This window comes from Streptomyces sp. NPDC053048, from assembly GCF_044547045.1.
In the GTDB taxonomy this organism is placed as follows: Bacteria; Actinomycetota; Actinomycetes; order Streptomycetales; family Streptomycetaceae; genus Streptomyces.
Window position 1 is genome coordinate 509789 of record NZ_JBITZS010000005.1, and the last position, 14591, is coordinate 524379.

The window sequence follows — 14591 nt, forward strand, 5'->3', positions numbered from 1 at the left end:
TTTCCCTCCGCGCCCGGTGGGGAACATTCGGCGGCGCGCGGCACCCTCGATGCGGGCGGAACGTCCGCCCGGCACCAGGAGGAGGTACACGTGAACGAGACCCCGCTCTTCGAACCCGCCGACGTCTATGTGCCCCCGCTGCTGCACGAGGTCGGCGACTTCGCCGAGTTGACCCGAGGGAACATCTACGGAATGCCTGAGGGTCCGGCCGGCGGCCGGTTCATCCGGAGCTGAGCAACGCCTGACCGGGGCATCCCGCACAACGCGTGTGGGATGCCCCCACTGCTTCACGCTCGGATCAGCCCATCAGCCCATTTCCGCTGGAGAGCCATGCCTGACATCCCAAGTTGGTTCGTGATCCTGCCGGACCGCCCATGCCCACCCGCCCTGACGCACCGACTGCGGCGGCACGCCGCCTCCGTCGTGCCGCATGCTTCGGGCCGCCCATGGCTGGCCGGCTCGTGGCCCGTCGGCGAGTTGGTGCTCACGGCTGCAGGAACCGTGCGGGTGGCCCTCGCCGGCACGTGCTCGCTGTCCGCGGAGAAGCTGGCCGAACGCGTCAAACACGCACGCGGTCCCGCGGACGTCGAGGCCGCGCTCTGCGGCGTACACGGCAGCTTCCACGTGGTCGCTTCCGTGGGCGGGATCGTGTACGCACGGGGAAGCCTGTCCGGGGCGCGGCGGCTGCATACCGCGACAGTCGGCGACATCACCGTGGCCGCGGACCGCGCCCGCACCCTGGCCTGGCTTACGGGCGCAGAGCTGGACACCACGCAGCTCGCCGCGCGCCTGGTCACCCCCTTCCTCCCCTATCCGCTGGCCGGTGGGGCGATGTGGCGCGGCATCCGCGCTGTCGCGCCGGGAGAAGCCATGCGCTTGGGGCCCTCCGGTCCACGTGTGACCGCGCCTTGGTGGCACGCGCCCGAAGGAGAACTTCCGCTGGCCGAAGCCGCATCCGCGCTGCGCGACGCCCTGCGGGAGGCCGTCTGCGTGCGCGTCCGGCCCGGTGAGGTGCTCGGTGTGGACCTGTCCGGAGGTATGGACTCCACATCTGTGTGCTTCCTGGCCGCTGAAGCAGGGGTGCGGCTGATCACCGCTACGTTGCACTGGAGCGCACCGGACAATGAGGACCCCATCTACTCCGGCCTCGCGGCGGACCGACTGCCGGTAATCCAGCGCCTCGTCTTCCCCGCGACCGAACTGCCCGCGCACTTCGCCGGACTGCACCAGCGTCGCGATCCGGGCGATGAACCATCATCGGCGCTGCGCGACCGGGCCCAGCAGCAGTACGTATCCGAGCAGCTGCGGGCCCATGGTGCCGTACGCCGCCTGACGGGTCACGGCGGCGATCATGTGGTGCAGCCTCCCGAGTCCTATCTGCACACGTTGTTGCGCCGTTCTCCTCGCCTGGGCCTTCGGCACGCTGCGGGGCTCCGGGCCAAGCGACGCTGGCCGTTGCGGGCGACTGCGTCGGTTTTGCTCGACTCTCGTCCGTACAACGCATGGCTGGCCGGGTCCGCCGCACACTTGCGGGAGACTTCGGCACCGGTTGGGACCCTGCCACACGGCTGGGGGCCCCGGCCACACCTGCCGGCCTGGGCCGACGCACAGGCCGTCGAGCTCATCAGTGACCTGCTGCGCTCCGCTGCCGGCCACGTGGAGCCACTGGCCGGCGATCGCACACGGCACGCGTGGATGGAGCTCGCCCAGGAGGCGGGCAGGACCGCGGCCCACCTGACGCGCGAGTCGACAGCAGCCGGGCTGGTCGCCCACAGCCCGTTCTGCGATGACAACGTCATCACTGCCTGCATGGCGGCCCGGCCGCACGAGGCGGCCGCCCCATGGACCTACAAACCGCTGCTGGCTGCGGCGATGGACGGACTGGTCCCGATCCGCGTCCTGCGCCGTACCACCAAGGACCATTGCGGTCCCGAGTGGTACGCCGGGCTCGGACTGCATCTGCGTGATCTCGCGAACTGGGCCGAGGACTCGCGCCTCGTCGCGGTCGGCCTCGCCGATCGGGATCAGCTTCGGCGTGCCCTCATGTCACCCGGACTGCTCGGAGCCGACGTGGGCGAGCTGGAGTTCACCCTGGGGGCGGAAGAGTGGCTGCGCGATCTCGCCGCCCACCCGGTCCCGGCCTATCTCGACCGGGACGATGCCCGATCCCGGCACTCCCTCTCCGCACCCCTGCCCTCCGACCAAGGAGCTTCCCATGAGTCGACTGCGTCCTGACGTCACCGCATGCCCCACCGATGACGGCATGGTGTTGCTGAACGAACGCACCGGGCGTTTCTGGCAACTCAACGCCACCGGTGCCCTCATCGTCAGCGCTTTGCTGGAGGCAAACTCCCCGGAGCAGGTTGTCGAGCACCTCGCCCGCTCCCTGCCGGTGAGCCGGGAGCGCGCGGCGGCCGATGTGGCTCGCCTGGTCGACGATCTGGTCCGGGCTGGGCTGGTGACGCGCCGATGAGCCAGATTCTGGACACCGGAGGGATCCGCCCCGGGCCGAGCCGTCGTGCCGCGGTACGCATCGCCGTCACAGCGGCGAGACTGATCGCCCGTCTGTCCCCCTGCCGGATCCGCGCCGTCCTTGGTGCCATCAGTCGCGGAGCCGAACCTGCCGCTTACGCACAGGCGTTGCGGGCTCGTCAGGATGTGACGGCCGTGAGCACACTGTGCTCCGGCACCTTCTGCCTGCAGCGGTCACTCGCCACCGCGTTGCTGTGCCGGATGAACGGGAGCTGGCCGACGTGGTGCTCCGGGGCCCGCACACCCCCGTTCAGCGCACATGCCTGGGTGGAAGCCGAGGGCCAACGGGTCGGCGAGCCTGCCGACACGGCCACGTACCGGACCCTGATCAGCGTGCCGCCCCGCCGGTGACACAAGCATGCGGGAAACGGCCGCCGGCACCAAACCCACCTCATGGTGCCTGCCCTGGCGCCGACCAACCGGTTGTCAAAGCTGTGATTTCGCCTTGCCGTCCGCAATGGCGAGGAAGAACATCTTCCAGAAGTCGGGGAACCGCATTCCTGCTCGGCGGCCGAGCGGGTCGTTCTCGACTCTCGGGCCCCAGCGGCCGTGGAAGCCACTCGGCGGAGTCCCAGGATCTCCGGGCCACCACTTCTGCTTGGACCTGTCGACCACGAAGTCGTAGTGGCGGCCTTGGGCGTCGTCGAACTCGCGGCTCGTCCAGTCCTTGACGTCGTTGCCGAATTCCGGGAGGTTGACGTCCGCGGGCTTGATGGTGCGTCCACTTCCGGCAGCCGGGTATTCGGGGTCGTCGATCGCCCGGTCGTGCTCGCCGACCAAAGTCAGGCCGCCCTCGAAGCGCTCTGCCACGCCGGCGAAGAATCCGACCACAGCACCTATGGGATGCAGCAGTCCGCCGGCGGCCATCTTCGCGATCACCACGGCGAGGTCCTCCAGGAAGGTGGGTTTCTCAGGGTTCGGCGGAATCAGCGAAGCCGTGTCGTATTTCCCGCAGACCTGTGGCTCGATCCCGTCCTGATACGGCAAGCCCAACTGAACGCCGGGGGTCATACTCATGCTGTGCGAACCGCGGGCCACATGAATGCGTGGATGGTTCGACACGACTTCCGGAAGGACCGGGGACACCCCGGCCGGCTGCCAACGCTCGACGGTGAGGCTGATGCGTTCCGCGTCGTCGAACGCGTGGGGCCTTCTCACTGTGGAGTCGATGGCCGGGATTATCCGCTCTCCCGTGAAGCCGATGTACGAGGGTGCGTACGACGCATTGTCGTCCTCCCGTTCAAGCATCAGCGCGATGCATGCCCACGCGCCGCCGCAAGCGCCGACTTCGCGTTCCTCTACGTTGTCGCATGGGGTTCCCGTGAGGCGACTCGTTTGCTCGTGCGCGGGATAGAACAGGTAATAGCACACCAGCTTGGGGTTTTTCATCCCGGAAAGGATGGGAAGGAGGATGTCTTTTTCGGGGACTGTTTGCAGCAGCGTTCTCAGTCGTACGGCATCGAACACCTCTCCGTGATACCAATTTTGACTGTCCTTCAACTCGGTAACTGAGTTGTAACGCGCGAATATCTGGCCCCGATCCGCATAGGGATGCACGCTCGTGGATGTGACGCCCTGCTGGGCCGCTTCCAACTTGTCCTTCCAGCCGCCGAGTTCGAGAAAGCGTTCCTCGGCAGCCGTGTCGACGAGATTGTCCGGCGAGTCGAGAGGGGTTCCCGGTTCGCCCGGCGACGCGGAGATCTTGTCGCGCGGAATCATCGGGGAGCGCGGGAACGAGCCGGCTTCTCCCCAGGCGTCCTTCACATCGAACGGGGCCCGCGCCTTCCATAGTGCGCAGTGTTCGATGTATCGCTTGGCATCGGAGGGGAAGAAGCTCTCCTGGGGGTACATGAACAGGATTGGTTCGAACTGGCGCAGCAGTTCCCTGTCCGAATCGGGCGGTCCGGCCGTGGCTGCCCTCAGCTCCAGTATCAGCGTGGCCGCGTTTGCCGGCGGACTCCAGGTCCAACGAAGGCTCTGCGAAGCGGAAGCGGGGCGTTCCTGCGTCTGGAGCAGCCCCTTGCCGCTTGCGAAGCCTGTTGACGATTCCTTGTGTATCTGGTCGGCGCCGGTTCCTGTGGCAATGGAGGTGACGGCCTCATCCAGTGCGATCGCGCCGACCGTAATCCTGTCCGTCGGGGTGCGCCCGGAATCGACCGTCGTACCCGTTGGGTAGGAGTGCGAGGAAGGGCCGGCGACGGCACCTGAACCGTTGGTGCCGCTCGTGTCGACCCCGTCGTACTCGAAGACCGACCAGGCACAGAACCCCTGGTGTGTGGGAAAAGTAAACGTGAGAGTCCTCGGCCCGACGGCGCTTGAGCTCATCGCCCGGAATCCTGTGAGCTGGACTCTGCTCCCACCACCGGACCTACCGGACCCGATGGGATTCCAGGTCAGTCCGCTCGTGTCGGCCGCCGTGGGAGTCGCTGGCGGGACGTAGCCACCGGCGGGACCACCGCTCATGACGAATGCGAGCACGAGCCTGCCCTGCGTCGGCACGAACGACGCGGTGGTGTACGTGGTGGACGGAGTGTTGTTACTGTTCGAGGTCAGATTGTTGCGCGTCATGGCGGCACTCTCATCCCGTCGTCACTCTCATCCCGTCGTCGGACGACGCAGGTTCTTCCGGGCGGCAGCCACCTGCTGTGCCGTCGCGCCGAGGACGGCGACGAGATCCCTGTCGCACCCGGGCTCCGGAACTTCCTTGAGCAGGCGCTTCCAGCAGTCCGATCCGGTGATCCGCCCGAGCGCCGGTTCGACGTCCACCCCTGCCGTGCGAAGCGCATCGACGATCTCGAGGAGTACCCCGGTCATCGCCGGATTGTTCACCTGCCCGGCACTCCACAAGCCGCGATACTGCACCACGGCATTCTCGATGCGGGCTCGGACCTGCGGGTCGGATATCGATCCGACGGTCCTCAGTGTCTCGTCGAGCAGATCGAGCAGCGCCTTCAGTTGCTCAGCGCAATCCGGGTTCCGGCGCAGCCACTCGCCGACAGCGCGTCCCCACCGGGCCCAGCAGTCCGCGGTGTCCGCATCCATGGGGCGGCCCAGGAACTCGTCCCCCATCCGGTGCGGGTTCCGCCGCCAGAGCTTGACCTCGTCGATCTGCCCGCTCAGGAGGAAGCCGGTCACCCCCACGTTGTCCAGGCTGTTTCCGATGGTGATCACTGTCGACGGGCCGCCCGGCACCGGCGCGTACGCTCCGGTGGCACTTCTGACGATGTGACCGTCGACCGACATCTCGATCCTCGACCGGCCGTCGTACATGAATCCCACGGTGATCCACTTTCCGTAAGGAATCACAAGTCCCTGCAGCAGGACGACCTTTTGGGGAGTGTGACCGAGAAATCGGACCCAAAGATTCCGTGCCGATACCTCGTCGTACGTGAGCCCGTACGTCATCACCTCGAACCATTGGCAGGCAACCAGCGTCTGGAAGTAACTGGGATCAGGGGACGGGTCCTGGCGAAATCTGACCTCGCCACGAACCGCGTCGAGCGTGTCCCAGTTCTTTCCGCACTGCACCTCGATCGCACTGTTTTCATCCTGAACGGATATCGCGCCGGATCCCGCTGTGGCACCGTCGTCGAAGTAGTCGACATGACCGACTGACGTGCCATGGCCCCCGCGACCGGGTGAAAGGTCGAAAGCCGAACCCGGCGTGCCGGCGTATGTGTGATGAAGAATGAGTTCCCACAGATCGGCCATCGCGATCGCCGTCCCCTGTCGGACCTGTGCAACTGTTGATGCCGGGAGGAGGCGCGTGCGAAGAACGGATCTTCACTCAGTTTAGTGCGATTGCCATGCCTGCGCTTCCCCACCACCGCGCCGCGGTGGCAATCACCCGGCACTCCGAACGGAGGATCCGCCCGTGGCAGGCCTGCTCTCCGCGCTGTTCGCCCTGCTGGCGGCCGTGGGCAACGCCACGGGCACGGTGCTGCAGCGTGTGGCCGCGAAGACCGTGCCTCCCGGCGACGCCTTCAGCGTCCGGCTGGTCCGGCACCTCGTGCACAGTCCGGCGTGGCTGGGCGGCATCGCCGTGATCGTCGGTGCGGCCGCCTGTCAGGCGCTGGCCCTGACCCTGGGCTCGCTCTCGCTCGTGCAGCCCATCCTGGTCACCGAACTGCCCTTCACCCTCCTGATCGCCTGCGCGGTGTCCCGGCGGCGGCTGCCCGCCGAGGGCTGGGCGGCCGCCGTCATGGTCGCCGCCGGGCTCGGGCTGGCCCTGGCCACGGCCGCCCCGTACGGAGGACACACCGAGGTCTCCCCCGGAATATGGGCCCTGACCCTGATCGCCACGGGGGGCGCCATGGCACTCTGCGTGGCGGCGGCGCTGCCACGGCCCAGGGGAAAGGCGCGGGCGGCGCTGTTCAGCTGCGCCTCGGCGATCGGCTACGCCCTGACCGCCACCTTGATGAAGTCGGCGACCACCACGTTCGACGAGCACGGCGGTGGCGCCTTCCTCGCCTCCTGGCAGACGTACGGCTTTGTGGCGGCGGGCGCGTGCTCGTTGTTCCTCCTGGCCAACGCCATGGAGTCCGGTCCCCTGGTGGCCTCCCAGCCGGCCCTCACCCTGGGCGAGGCCCTGGTGAGCCTGGCTCTCGGCATCCTGGTCTACGGCGAGCGCGTACGCGCCGGATGGTGGCTGATCCCGGAGGGTGTCGGGGCGGTGCTGGTGACCTGGGGGGTGCTGATCCTGCCCAGGGTCGACACGGAGAGCCCGGAGACAGCTGCCACATGAATCTTGGCCTGATTGCCGCTGGGCCCGCCCCCGCGTCCACGGCAAGGCTGGTCGCGCAATTGCAGGGCCCTGTGAGTTCCAGGTGACAGGTGACACATGAGAGGAGCGCGCATGAGCAATGACGCCACCACCGCTGGCACGGGCGAGGACGCGACGCGCCGTTACTACGACTCCGGCGACGTCGACGCGTTCTACGACGCCGTATGGGGCGGAGAGGACATCCACACCGGCATCTACGCTCACGCGCGGGAGCCGATCGCGGACGCCTCCCGGCGCACCGTCGAACGTCTGGCTGCCCGGCTCGAGGACCACCTCTCACCCGGACGGTCCGTCCTGGACCTGGGGTCCGGATACGGCGGGACCGCCCGGTACCTCGCCGGTACGTTCGGCTGTCGCGTCGTCGCGCTCAATCTCAGCGCGGCGCAGAACGAACGTCATCACCGGGCCAACGTCGACCGCGGGCTGGACGGTCTCATCGAGGTCGTCACCGGCTCCTTCCACGACATCCCGCACGCCGACGGCCAGTTCGACGCGGTGTGCTCACTGGAGGCCTTCTGCCACAGCGACGACCGGAACAGGGTGCTGAGCGAGGCGGCACGCGTCCTCAAACCCGGCGGCGCGCTGGCCTTCACCGACATCATGGCCGCCGAGGACACCCCGCCCGACACGATCCGTCCGGCCGTCTCCCGCCTCGGCGTGGACGCGCTGGCCACTCCCGCCTTCTACCGCGGCCGGCTCACCGAGCTCGGTCTGGCCGACGTCGAATTCGACGACCTGACCGATCAGTTGACGACCCACTACGCCCGGCTGACCGAGGAGACCACCTCACGGGCGACGGAACTCCGTGGCATCATCAGCCCCGCCTACGTCGACCGCCTGCTCGAGAACCTGCCCCTGTGGGTGGACGCGACCCGCGACCGGCGGCTGCGCTGGGGCATCCTCAGCGGCACCCGTCGCCCGTAGGACGTCCGGATCCGTCGGACCCGTCGGATCCGTCCGCATCGTCGCCGTGAGCAGGTAGCGCGAGCAGAGCGGCCGCCACCGCGAGACCCGCAGGGAGCTCTCGACGCTGAAGCCCAGGGCGGTCAGGGTCTCGACCACGGCTTCGGAAGCGGTGGGCGCGGTGCCGGCCCGTGCCACGACCAGGCAGTCCCGCCAGTGCTTCCAGTCGTTCCCCCGGCGCTGCCACCAGGGTTCCGTGGCGTCCTCGACGATCAGTCGCCCGCCGGGGCGGATGCGGTCGGAGAGCCGTTTCAGCAGCTCGGTCCGGACGCCGGGCTCCAGGTGGCGCAGCAGGTCGCGGCACAGGACGGCGTCGAAGCGGAGCCTGCGCGGCAGTTCGCGCACGTCCGCGACGTCGAACCGCACCCGCTCGCCGGGCCCGAGCGCCCTCCTGGCCGCGGTCACCCTCCGCCGGCTGAGGTCGTATCCGAAGACGAAGACCCCGGCGTTGGACGCCGCGATCTGCCGCTCGAGCATTCCGTGACCGCAGCCGAGTGAGAGGACGTCGCCTCGCAGGGCGGACGCGGCTCGCAGCAACGCGCGTCTCGGCAGCACCACGAAGCGGGCGAGGAGAAGGAGGAGAACCACGGGTCCTGCCGCTCGATAGCTCCACCACAGCCGCGCGGTTCCGCAGGCTTCCGTCAATGCACGCGTGCGCGTGTTCAAAGGCGTCACGGGACGCCTCCTTGTCCCTCTCCCCCGACATGCGCCGCGCACTGGTCCCATCAGGAGGCGGCGCGGCGGCCGAATCGGCGTTCCGCGTAGGGCAATCAGGACTTCTGACTACCCACGCACAACTCGAAAGGCACGTCGGCGGACGGACCTCCCGTGGCTCGCACCCGTGAATTCCCCCGCGACGGCGCACACCCGGGCGTGGAACGGGGCGCGGAAAGCGGACATTCACGCGGCGGCCGTGCCGCGCTCAGTCGCCCGGAGCGGTGTCGCCCATCTCGCGGTAGCGCTGCCGAAGCCGGGTCACTTTCTCCGCGACGACGTCGTCCGTGACCGTCGGGGGCAATGTGCCGAGGTATTCGAGAAGCCTGTCCCGCTGGGGACGGTCGCTGTCCCGCACGTACGACGTCGTCCGCGCGAGGCCGTTGCCGATGAGGAGGACCTCGGGCAGTCCGCAGTAGGTGTCGAAGCTCGCGGCCTTCGCCTCCCACAGCAGCCAGACGTCCTCGAGCCGCCGTTGTTCGGCCACGAGCAGGGCCGCCATGCCGATGCGGTTGCTGTAGCCCCAGGCATTGCGGTGAAAGCGGATTTCCTGTTCCAGGAGGTATCGCGCGAAGTTCCCGTAGCCAAGGCCGGCTCCCGGCCGCCCCATCAGCATGGCGAGAACGGCTTGGCGGTCCTGCCAGGCGGTGTCGTAGGGAATTCCCTCACTGTCGTATCCGCCGTCGAACGCAAGCAGTTCCCAGCTGCCAGGGTCCGCCAGCCACCAGGTCGGATCGGGGACCGCGGGCCGGCTCACGGATGGTGCTCCTCTGGGGGTCGGGGGTGAATCCCGTACAGGGTACGCACGCCCTCGGAGGAGCATGAGGAGCACCTTCCGCACGACGACGGCTCAGCGGTCCTGGCTCAGCTCGTACAGCTCCTGGAACAGCCCGCCGGCCTTGACCAGCGTCTCGAACGTGCCCTGCTCGATGACGCCGCCCTTCTCCATCACGATGATCCGGTCCGCGACCTTGGTGTTCTCGAGGCGGTGCGTGACCACGACCGTGATCCGGTCCGATGCGATGGTCTTGACCTCGGTGAAGACCTGGTGCTCGCCCCGCGCGTCCATCTCCGAGGTCGGCTCGTCCAGCACGAGGACGGCCGGGCGGCGGTAGAGCGCGCGGGCGCAGGCGATGCGCTGCCACTGGCCACCGGAGAGGTCCACTCCGCCCCACAGCTCCTTGGCCAGCAGGGTGTCCAGCCCGTCGGGCAGCTCCTCGACCGCTTCACGCATGCCGACGCGCTCCAGCGCGCGCCACACCGGGCCGTCGTCGACGGTGAGGGGCTGGCCGAGGGTGACGTTCTCGCGCACCGACAGCGGCCAGTTCGCGAAGAACTGCGGCACCAGGCCGGTGCGTGCCCACACCGTGTCGGGATCGGCGGCCGCGAGGTCCACTCCGTCCCAGGTCACGGTGCCCTTGTCGGCGGTGAACAGCCCGGTGAGCAGCTGGACGAGCGTGGACTTCCCCGAACCGTTCTCCCCCACGACGGCCACGACCTCGCCCCGGTGCAGCGTGAGGCTCAGGTCCTCCACGGCGGGGCGGGTCTTGCCCGGGTAGGAGTAGGACACGCAGTCGAGGCGGATCGTGTCCGGTGCGGGGGCCTCCAGCGCGCCCCGCCGGGCCTCGAGCTCCTTGGTCCAGTCCACGAACCGCTTCCAGTCCCCGAGGAACAGCGTCGAGTGGAACAGCGACGTGCAGTAGTGCACCACGTTCGTCAGGTTCGCCAGGGCGGTGCGCACCGCGAGCACGGCCGTCGCCGACACCGCCAGGGACACCCGCCCGCTGACGGTCAGCCACAGCAGCATGCTCCAGGCCCCGGTCAGGCACACCCCGCCGCCGACGGCCGACCACAGGTTGATCCGCAGTTGCCTGCCCGCGGCCGTGACGCTGCGGGCGTCGAGCCGGCTGGAGATCGTGCGGTACCAGAAGGCGAGGTACCAGCGCATGCGGTTGCCGCGCACCTCCGGGGCCAGCTTGGACGTCGTCACGTGCCAGCGCATCATGCTCTTGACGGCGCGGCCCCCGGAGTTCGCGAAATGGGTACGGTGCTCGACCCTCGCCTCCATCACCGCGCCCGTCCCCGAGGGCACCACGGCCAGCACGAGCACCGGCAGCATCAGCGGGTGCAGTACGGTGAGCACGCCGAACGCCGCGACGAGGCGGATGAGCGCGGCCATGAACGCCTGCGCGTCGTACAGCATCCGGTCGCAGCGCACGACGCCGGTCTCGGCGGCGTCGTGTTCGTCGGCGAAGCCCGGACGGTTGAAGGCCGACAGCTCCACGGCCATCAGCGACTCGACCAGCTCCAGATCTGCGGCCGTCAGAAGGCGGGGCTTGAGGCGGGCCACGGCCCATGACGCCATCCCGTAGGCGACGCGGCCCAGTCCGGCCGCGACGGCCACCACGATCAGGGCGGGCATGGCCTCGGCCACGCGGTCCGACACCGGACCGCCGCCGAGGAGGGGCACCATGGCCTTCGCGGTGGCGGCCAGCACCACGGCCGCCGCGATTCCGGAGGCCGCCTGGCAGCCGAACAGCACCAGGACGTCGCGCCGCTGGATGCGCCACGCCATCCGCCAGATCTGCCGGAGCAGCGCCGGAATCCTGGCGGCCAGCCGGACGAACGACGTGCCGTCGAACGCCGATCGCGTCGATACGAACCGGTGCGCGATCTCCGCCGGTTCCGGGAACGGCAGCGCTCCCGGGGCTCCGGGCGCCTGTTTGCTTCTCCGTCTGCTTCGCCCGCTCTGCTCCTCGCTCTTCGCCATGTCCACCACGAGCGACCCCTCCCGTCCGTCGTCGGATCGGGTGCCGGGTTGAAGACACCCAGTGCCCAACGGACCCCGGCGGGCGAAGGACACGGCGGCTTCGGGAGCGCGGTGGCGCGGTGCGGGAGCGCCGGAGCGGCCCGGCGCGCGAATAACGGGATGCCGCGCCCCCGCATCCAACGTAAGGTGTGCATGCAGCATGTGACTATTACTCAGTGAATGGCTACCTCTTGGGGAGGGTTCGATGATTCCGGAACTGGTCGACACGTGGGTGGCGGGCTGGGCCGTGTCACGAGGCACGCCGGCGCCGAGCGAACGGCCCTGGGGGCACTACATCGAGGTGGGCCTGCCGGAACACCGGGGGCGCCACGTCCTGACGGACACCAGCGGGTCCGCGATACGCCGGGCCGCCGCCTCGGTGACCGTTCCGAACACCTGGCTAAAAGCGCCGATGGACCCGGAGGAGGTGGAGCCCTGGCTCCCCGCCGGCTGGGTGGTGGACCGGGTCGAGACCGGTCACCTGATGGCCACGGACCTGCAGGCGACCGACCCCGTGCTGCCCGCGGGGTTCACCACGACCGTGGAGACCCGCGACGGCGTCACCTACGTCCAGGTGTACGACGCGGCCGGCGAACGCGCCGCCAAGGGGCAGATGGCCGTCCTCGGGGAGGCCACGGTCGTCGACCGCGTCGAGACCGCCGAGGCCCACCGCCGCCGCGGCCTGGGCGGCTTCGTGATGCGCACCCTCGCCGACCGCGCGTCGGCCGAGGGCGCGACCCTCGGCGTCCTGGGCGCGACCGACGAAGGACGGGCGCTGTACGAGTCGCTGGGCTGGAAGGCGCACGCCGCGCTGGCGGCATGCGTCTACAGGCCATAGGGGCCCGAGGCCCTCTCGCGCCGGGCCCCGGCTACGGGGCACGATGCCGGGGTGGCCGAGGCGGAAGCGGCAGCGGCAGTGGCTTCCGCCCGCCCCGGCGAAGAGGAGGCTCGCGTGCCCGGCCGTGCGGAACGCCTCGTGCAGACAGAGGACTACCTGTTCTCCTTCGCCGACCGGGCCCGCGCGCTCGCCGAGCAGGACGGCGTGGCGCCGGTGCCGCTCGGGGTGGGAGACTGCGACCTGCCGACGCCACTGCACATCGTGCAGGCGATGCGCCAGGCCGTGCGCGACCCGGGCGCACACCGCTACCCGCCCTACCCGGGCACTCCGGCGCTGCGCGAGGCGGCCGCCGGGTACCTGGGCCGCCGTTTCGGCGTCCGGGTCGACGCCGGGGCCGATGTGGTGGTCACGCTGGGCAGCAAGGAAGCGATGGCCCATCTGACGATGGCGTACGCGGAGCCGGGCGACGTGGTGCTGGTGCCCGACCCGGCCTACCCGGTGTACGCCACCTGGGCCCGGTGGTGCGGGGCGGAGGTGGTCCGCGTCCCGCTGCGCGAGGAGAACGGCTTCCTGCCCGACCTGGCGGCCGTACCCGCCGACGCCGCCCGCCGGGCCAAACTGTTCTGGGTCTGCTACCCGAACAACCCGACCGCGGCGCTCGCCACCGCCGAATTCTTCGGGGAACTGGCGGAGTTCGCGCTCCGCTACGACATCGTCGTGGCCTCGGACTCCGCGTACAGCGAGATCTACTACGACTGCGCGCCTCCGCCCTCGTTCCTTGCGGCGCCGGGTGCGCTGGAGTGCGGGATAGAGTTCCACTCGCTGTCGAAGACGTACAACATGCCGGGCTGGCGCGTGGGCTTCGCCGCCGGCAACGCGGCGGTCGTCGACGCGCTGCGGACCGTGAAGTCGCACACCGATTCCGGCACGTTCGGGGCGATCCAGCATGCCGCCGTCACCGCGCTCAACGACACCACCGGCTATCCCGAGCACCTCCGTTCCGTCTACCACCAGCGCATGCGGCTGCTGTGCGACGGGCTCGAGGACGCCGGCCTGCGGATACTGCGCCCGCACGCCACGTTCTACTGTCTGGTCCGCTGCCCGAGGGGCCACGACAGCGAGGGCTTCGCGAAGCGGCTGCTGGAGGAGGCCCACGTCCTGTCCATTCCCGGCAGCGGCTTCGGCCCCGGTGGCGAGGGCTACGTCCGCCTGACCGTATGCGCCCGCACCGACCTGATCCGCGAGGCGGTACGCCGCATAGCGGCCGTCGACTGGTGAACGGGACGGCTCAAGCGCGGGCGTAGTCGGCGAGAGCCGGTTCGAGGAGCGCGAAGGCCCGGGTGGCCTCCTCTGCGAGGACCGAGGCGATCTCGGAGTTCGTGCGGCCCGCGAGGGTGAGGTCCTGGATGCGGCGGAACAGGACGCGGTGGACGCCGCCGACCAGGGACGCGGCCGTACGAGGGGTGATGTCGCCCGGAGAGGCATCGGTGGCCTCGGCGAGGGCGACGGCCAGGGCGTCCTCGCGCTGGTCGTGCAGGCCGCGCAGGCAGGTCGAGAGGGTGGGACTCTCCGCGATCATGCGGGTGAACTCCGGGCCGGCGAAACCGGCGACGGGGTTCTGTTCGGCGACGGCGGACAGGAAGGCGCGTCGCAGCGCCGAGAGGGCGGATTCGCCCGGTTCGCGGGCGGCGACGGTACGGGCCAGACCGGCGACGAACTCGTCCTGGTGGTCGAAGGCCAGATCCTCCTTGCGCGGGAAGTAGTTGGTCACCGTCTTCTTGGCGACGCGGGCCGCGGCGGCGATCTCGGCGATGGTGGTGCGCTCGAAGCCGTGCTCGATGAAGAGCTCGGTCGCCCGGTCGGAGATCAGCTGCCGCGTCTCGCGCTTCTTGACCTCACGCAGGCCCATGGCCGTGGGGCCTGCAGTGGTGCTCGACTCGATACCCATGAAG

13 protein-coding genes and 1 pseudogene are annotated in these 14591 nt (G+C 69.4%); 8 read left to right on the top strand and 6 right to left on the bottom strand.

Going from position 1 to position 14591, the window contains the following annotated elements; all coding sequences use genetic code 11:
* The first annotated feature begins 90 nt into the window (after positions 1-90).
* The 4 genes from ACIG36_RS16240 (at position 91) to ACIG36_RS16255 (ending at position 2883) form a co-directional block, all read left to right on the top strand.
* Positions 91-234: a lasso RiPP family leader peptide-containing protein gene (locus ACIG36_RS16240; protein WP_399927402.1), complete on the top strand. Its 144-nt coding sequence runs from the start codon at positions 91-93 to the stop codon at positions 232-234.
* A 273-nt stretch (positions 235-507) separates the two neighbouring features.
* Positions 508-2235 (top strand): asparagine synthase-related protein, encoded by a 1728-nt coding sequence (locus ACIG36_RS16245; RefSeq protein WP_399927404.1) that lies wholly within the window; start codon positions 508-510, stop codon positions 2233-2235.
* Entirely contained in the window at positions 2216-2473 is a 258-nt protein-coding gene (locus tag ACIG36_RS16250; RefSeq protein ID WP_399927407.1) for a lasso peptide biosynthesis PqqD family chaperone, read from the top strand. Before ACIG36_RS16245 ends, ACIG36_RS16250 begins: the two co-directional genes overlap by 20 nt.
* Positions 2470-2883, top strand: coding sequence for a lasso peptide biosynthesis B2 protein (locus ACIG36_RS16255; RefSeq protein ID WP_399927410.1), 414 nt, complete (start codon positions 2470-2472; stop codon positions 2881-2883). The genes ACIG36_RS16250 and ACIG36_RS16255 overlap by 4 nt, the downstream gene beginning before the upstream one ends.
* A 75-nt stretch (positions 2884-2958) precedes the next feature.
* Here ACIG36_RS16255 and ACIG36_RS16260 read toward each other — a convergent pair whose 3' ends face one another.
* Positions 2959-5100: a hypothetical protein gene (locus tag ACIG36_RS16260; protein ID WP_399927412.1), complete on the bottom strand. Its 2142-nt coding sequence runs from the start codon at positions 5098-5100 to the stop codon at positions 2959-2961.
* Positions 5101-5127: 27 nt separating this feature from the next.
* Positions 5128-6243, bottom strand: coding sequence for a LamG-like jellyroll fold domain-containing protein (locus ACIG36_RS16265; protein ID WP_399927415.1), 1116 nt, complete (start codon positions 6241-6243; stop codon positions 5128-5130).
* A gap of 163 nt (positions 6244-6406) precedes the next feature.
* Between ACIG36_RS16265 and ACIG36_RS16270 the strand changes: the two genes are divergently transcribed.
* Positions 6407-7276, top strand: coding sequence for a DMT family transporter (locus ACIG36_RS16270; protein WP_399927417.1), 870 nt, complete (start codon positions 6407-6409; stop codon positions 7274-7276).
* Between the two features lie 111 nt (positions 7277-7387).
* A complete protein-coding gene (locus ACIG36_RS16275) occupies positions 7388-8239 on the top strand; it encodes an SAM-dependent methyltransferase (protein WP_399927421.1) in 852 nt (283 codons plus the stop codon).
* Between the two features lie 195 nt (positions 8240-8434).
* Here the strand turns inward: ACIG36_RS16275 and ACIG36_RS16280 are convergent.
* From ACIG36_RS16280 to ACIG36_RS16290, 3 genes and pseudogenes are all read right to left on the bottom strand, one after another.
* Positions 8435-9004 (bottom strand): annotated as a pseudogene (locus ACIG36_RS16280) (SAM-dependent methyltransferase); the annotation flags it as partial.
* A 196-nt stretch (positions 9005-9200) separates the two neighbouring features.
* On the bottom strand, positions 9201-9749 hold the full coding sequence (locus ACIG36_RS16285) for a hypothetical protein (protein ID WP_399927424.1): 549 nt from the start codon (positions 9747-9749) through the stop codon (positions 9201-9203).
* A 93-nt stretch (positions 9750-9842) separates the two neighbouring features.
* The gene (locus tag ACIG36_RS16290) at positions 9843-11762 is read right to left on the bottom strand and encodes an ABC transporter ATP-binding protein (RefSeq protein ID WP_399927639.1); all 1920 of its coding nucleotides are present in this window, start codon (positions 11760-11762) and stop codon (positions 9843-9845) included.
* A 244-nt stretch (positions 11763-12006) separates the two neighbouring features.
* On the opposite strand from ACIG36_RS16290, the gene ACIG36_RS16295 reads away from it, so the two are divergent.
* Both ACIG36_RS16295 and ACIG36_RS16300 read left to right on the top strand, forming a co-directional pair.
* Entirely contained in the window at positions 12007-12639 is a 633-nt protein-coding gene (locus tag ACIG36_RS16295) for a GNAT family N-acetyltransferase (protein ID WP_399927425.1), read from the top strand.
* A gap of 114 nt (positions 12640-12753) precedes the next feature.
* Positions 12754-13917, top strand: a complete 1164-nt coding sequence (locus ACIG36_RS16300) for an aminotransferase class I/II-fold pyridoxal phosphate-dependent enzyme (protein WP_399927428.1) — start codon at positions 12754-12756, stop codon at positions 13915-13917.
* Between the two features lie 10 nt (positions 13918-13927).
* Here the strand turns inward: ACIG36_RS16300 and ACIG36_RS16305 are convergent, their stop codons facing one another.
* Entirely contained in the window at positions 13928-14587 is a 660-nt protein-coding gene (locus tag ACIG36_RS16305; RefSeq protein ID WP_399927432.1) for a TetR/AcrR family transcriptional regulator, read from the bottom strand.
* Positions 14588-14591 lie beyond the last annotated feature (4 nt).

Excerpts from the sequence above, each read along its gene's own strand:
- ACIG36_RS16250 (WP_399927407.1), top strand. The coding sequence starts at position 2,216 with ATGAGTCGACTGCGTCCTGACGTCACCGCATGCCCCACCGATGACGGC.
- ACIG36_RS16255 (WP_399927410.1), top strand. The coding sequence starts at position 2,470 with ATGAGCCAGATTCTGGACACCGGAGGGATCCGCCCCGGGCCGAGCCGT.
- ACIG36_RS16260 (WP_399927412.1), bottom strand. The coding sequence starts at position 5,100 with ATGACGCGCAACAATCTGACCTCGAACAGTAACAACACTCCGTCCACC.
- ACIG36_RS16265 (WP_399927415.1), bottom strand. The coding sequence starts at position 6,243 with ATGGCCGATCTGTGGGAACTCATTCTTCATCACACATACGCCGGCACG.
- ACIG36_RS16275 (WP_399927421.1), top strand. The coding sequence starts at position 7,388 with ATGAGCAATGACGCCACCACCGCTGGCACGGGCGAGGACGCGACGCGC.
- ACIG36_RS16290 (WP_399927639.1), bottom strand. The coding sequence starts at position 11,762 with ATGGCGAAGAGCGAGGAGCAGAGCGGGCGAAGCAGACGGAGAAGCAAA.
- ACIG36_RS16295 (WP_399927425.1), top strand. The coding sequence starts at position 12,007 with ATGATTCCGGAACTGGTCGACACGTGGGTGGCGGGCTGGGCCGTGTCA.
- ACIG36_RS16305 (WP_399927432.1), bottom strand. The coding sequence starts at position 14,587 with ATGGGTATCGAGTCGAGCACCACTGCAGGCCCCACGGCCATGGGCCTG.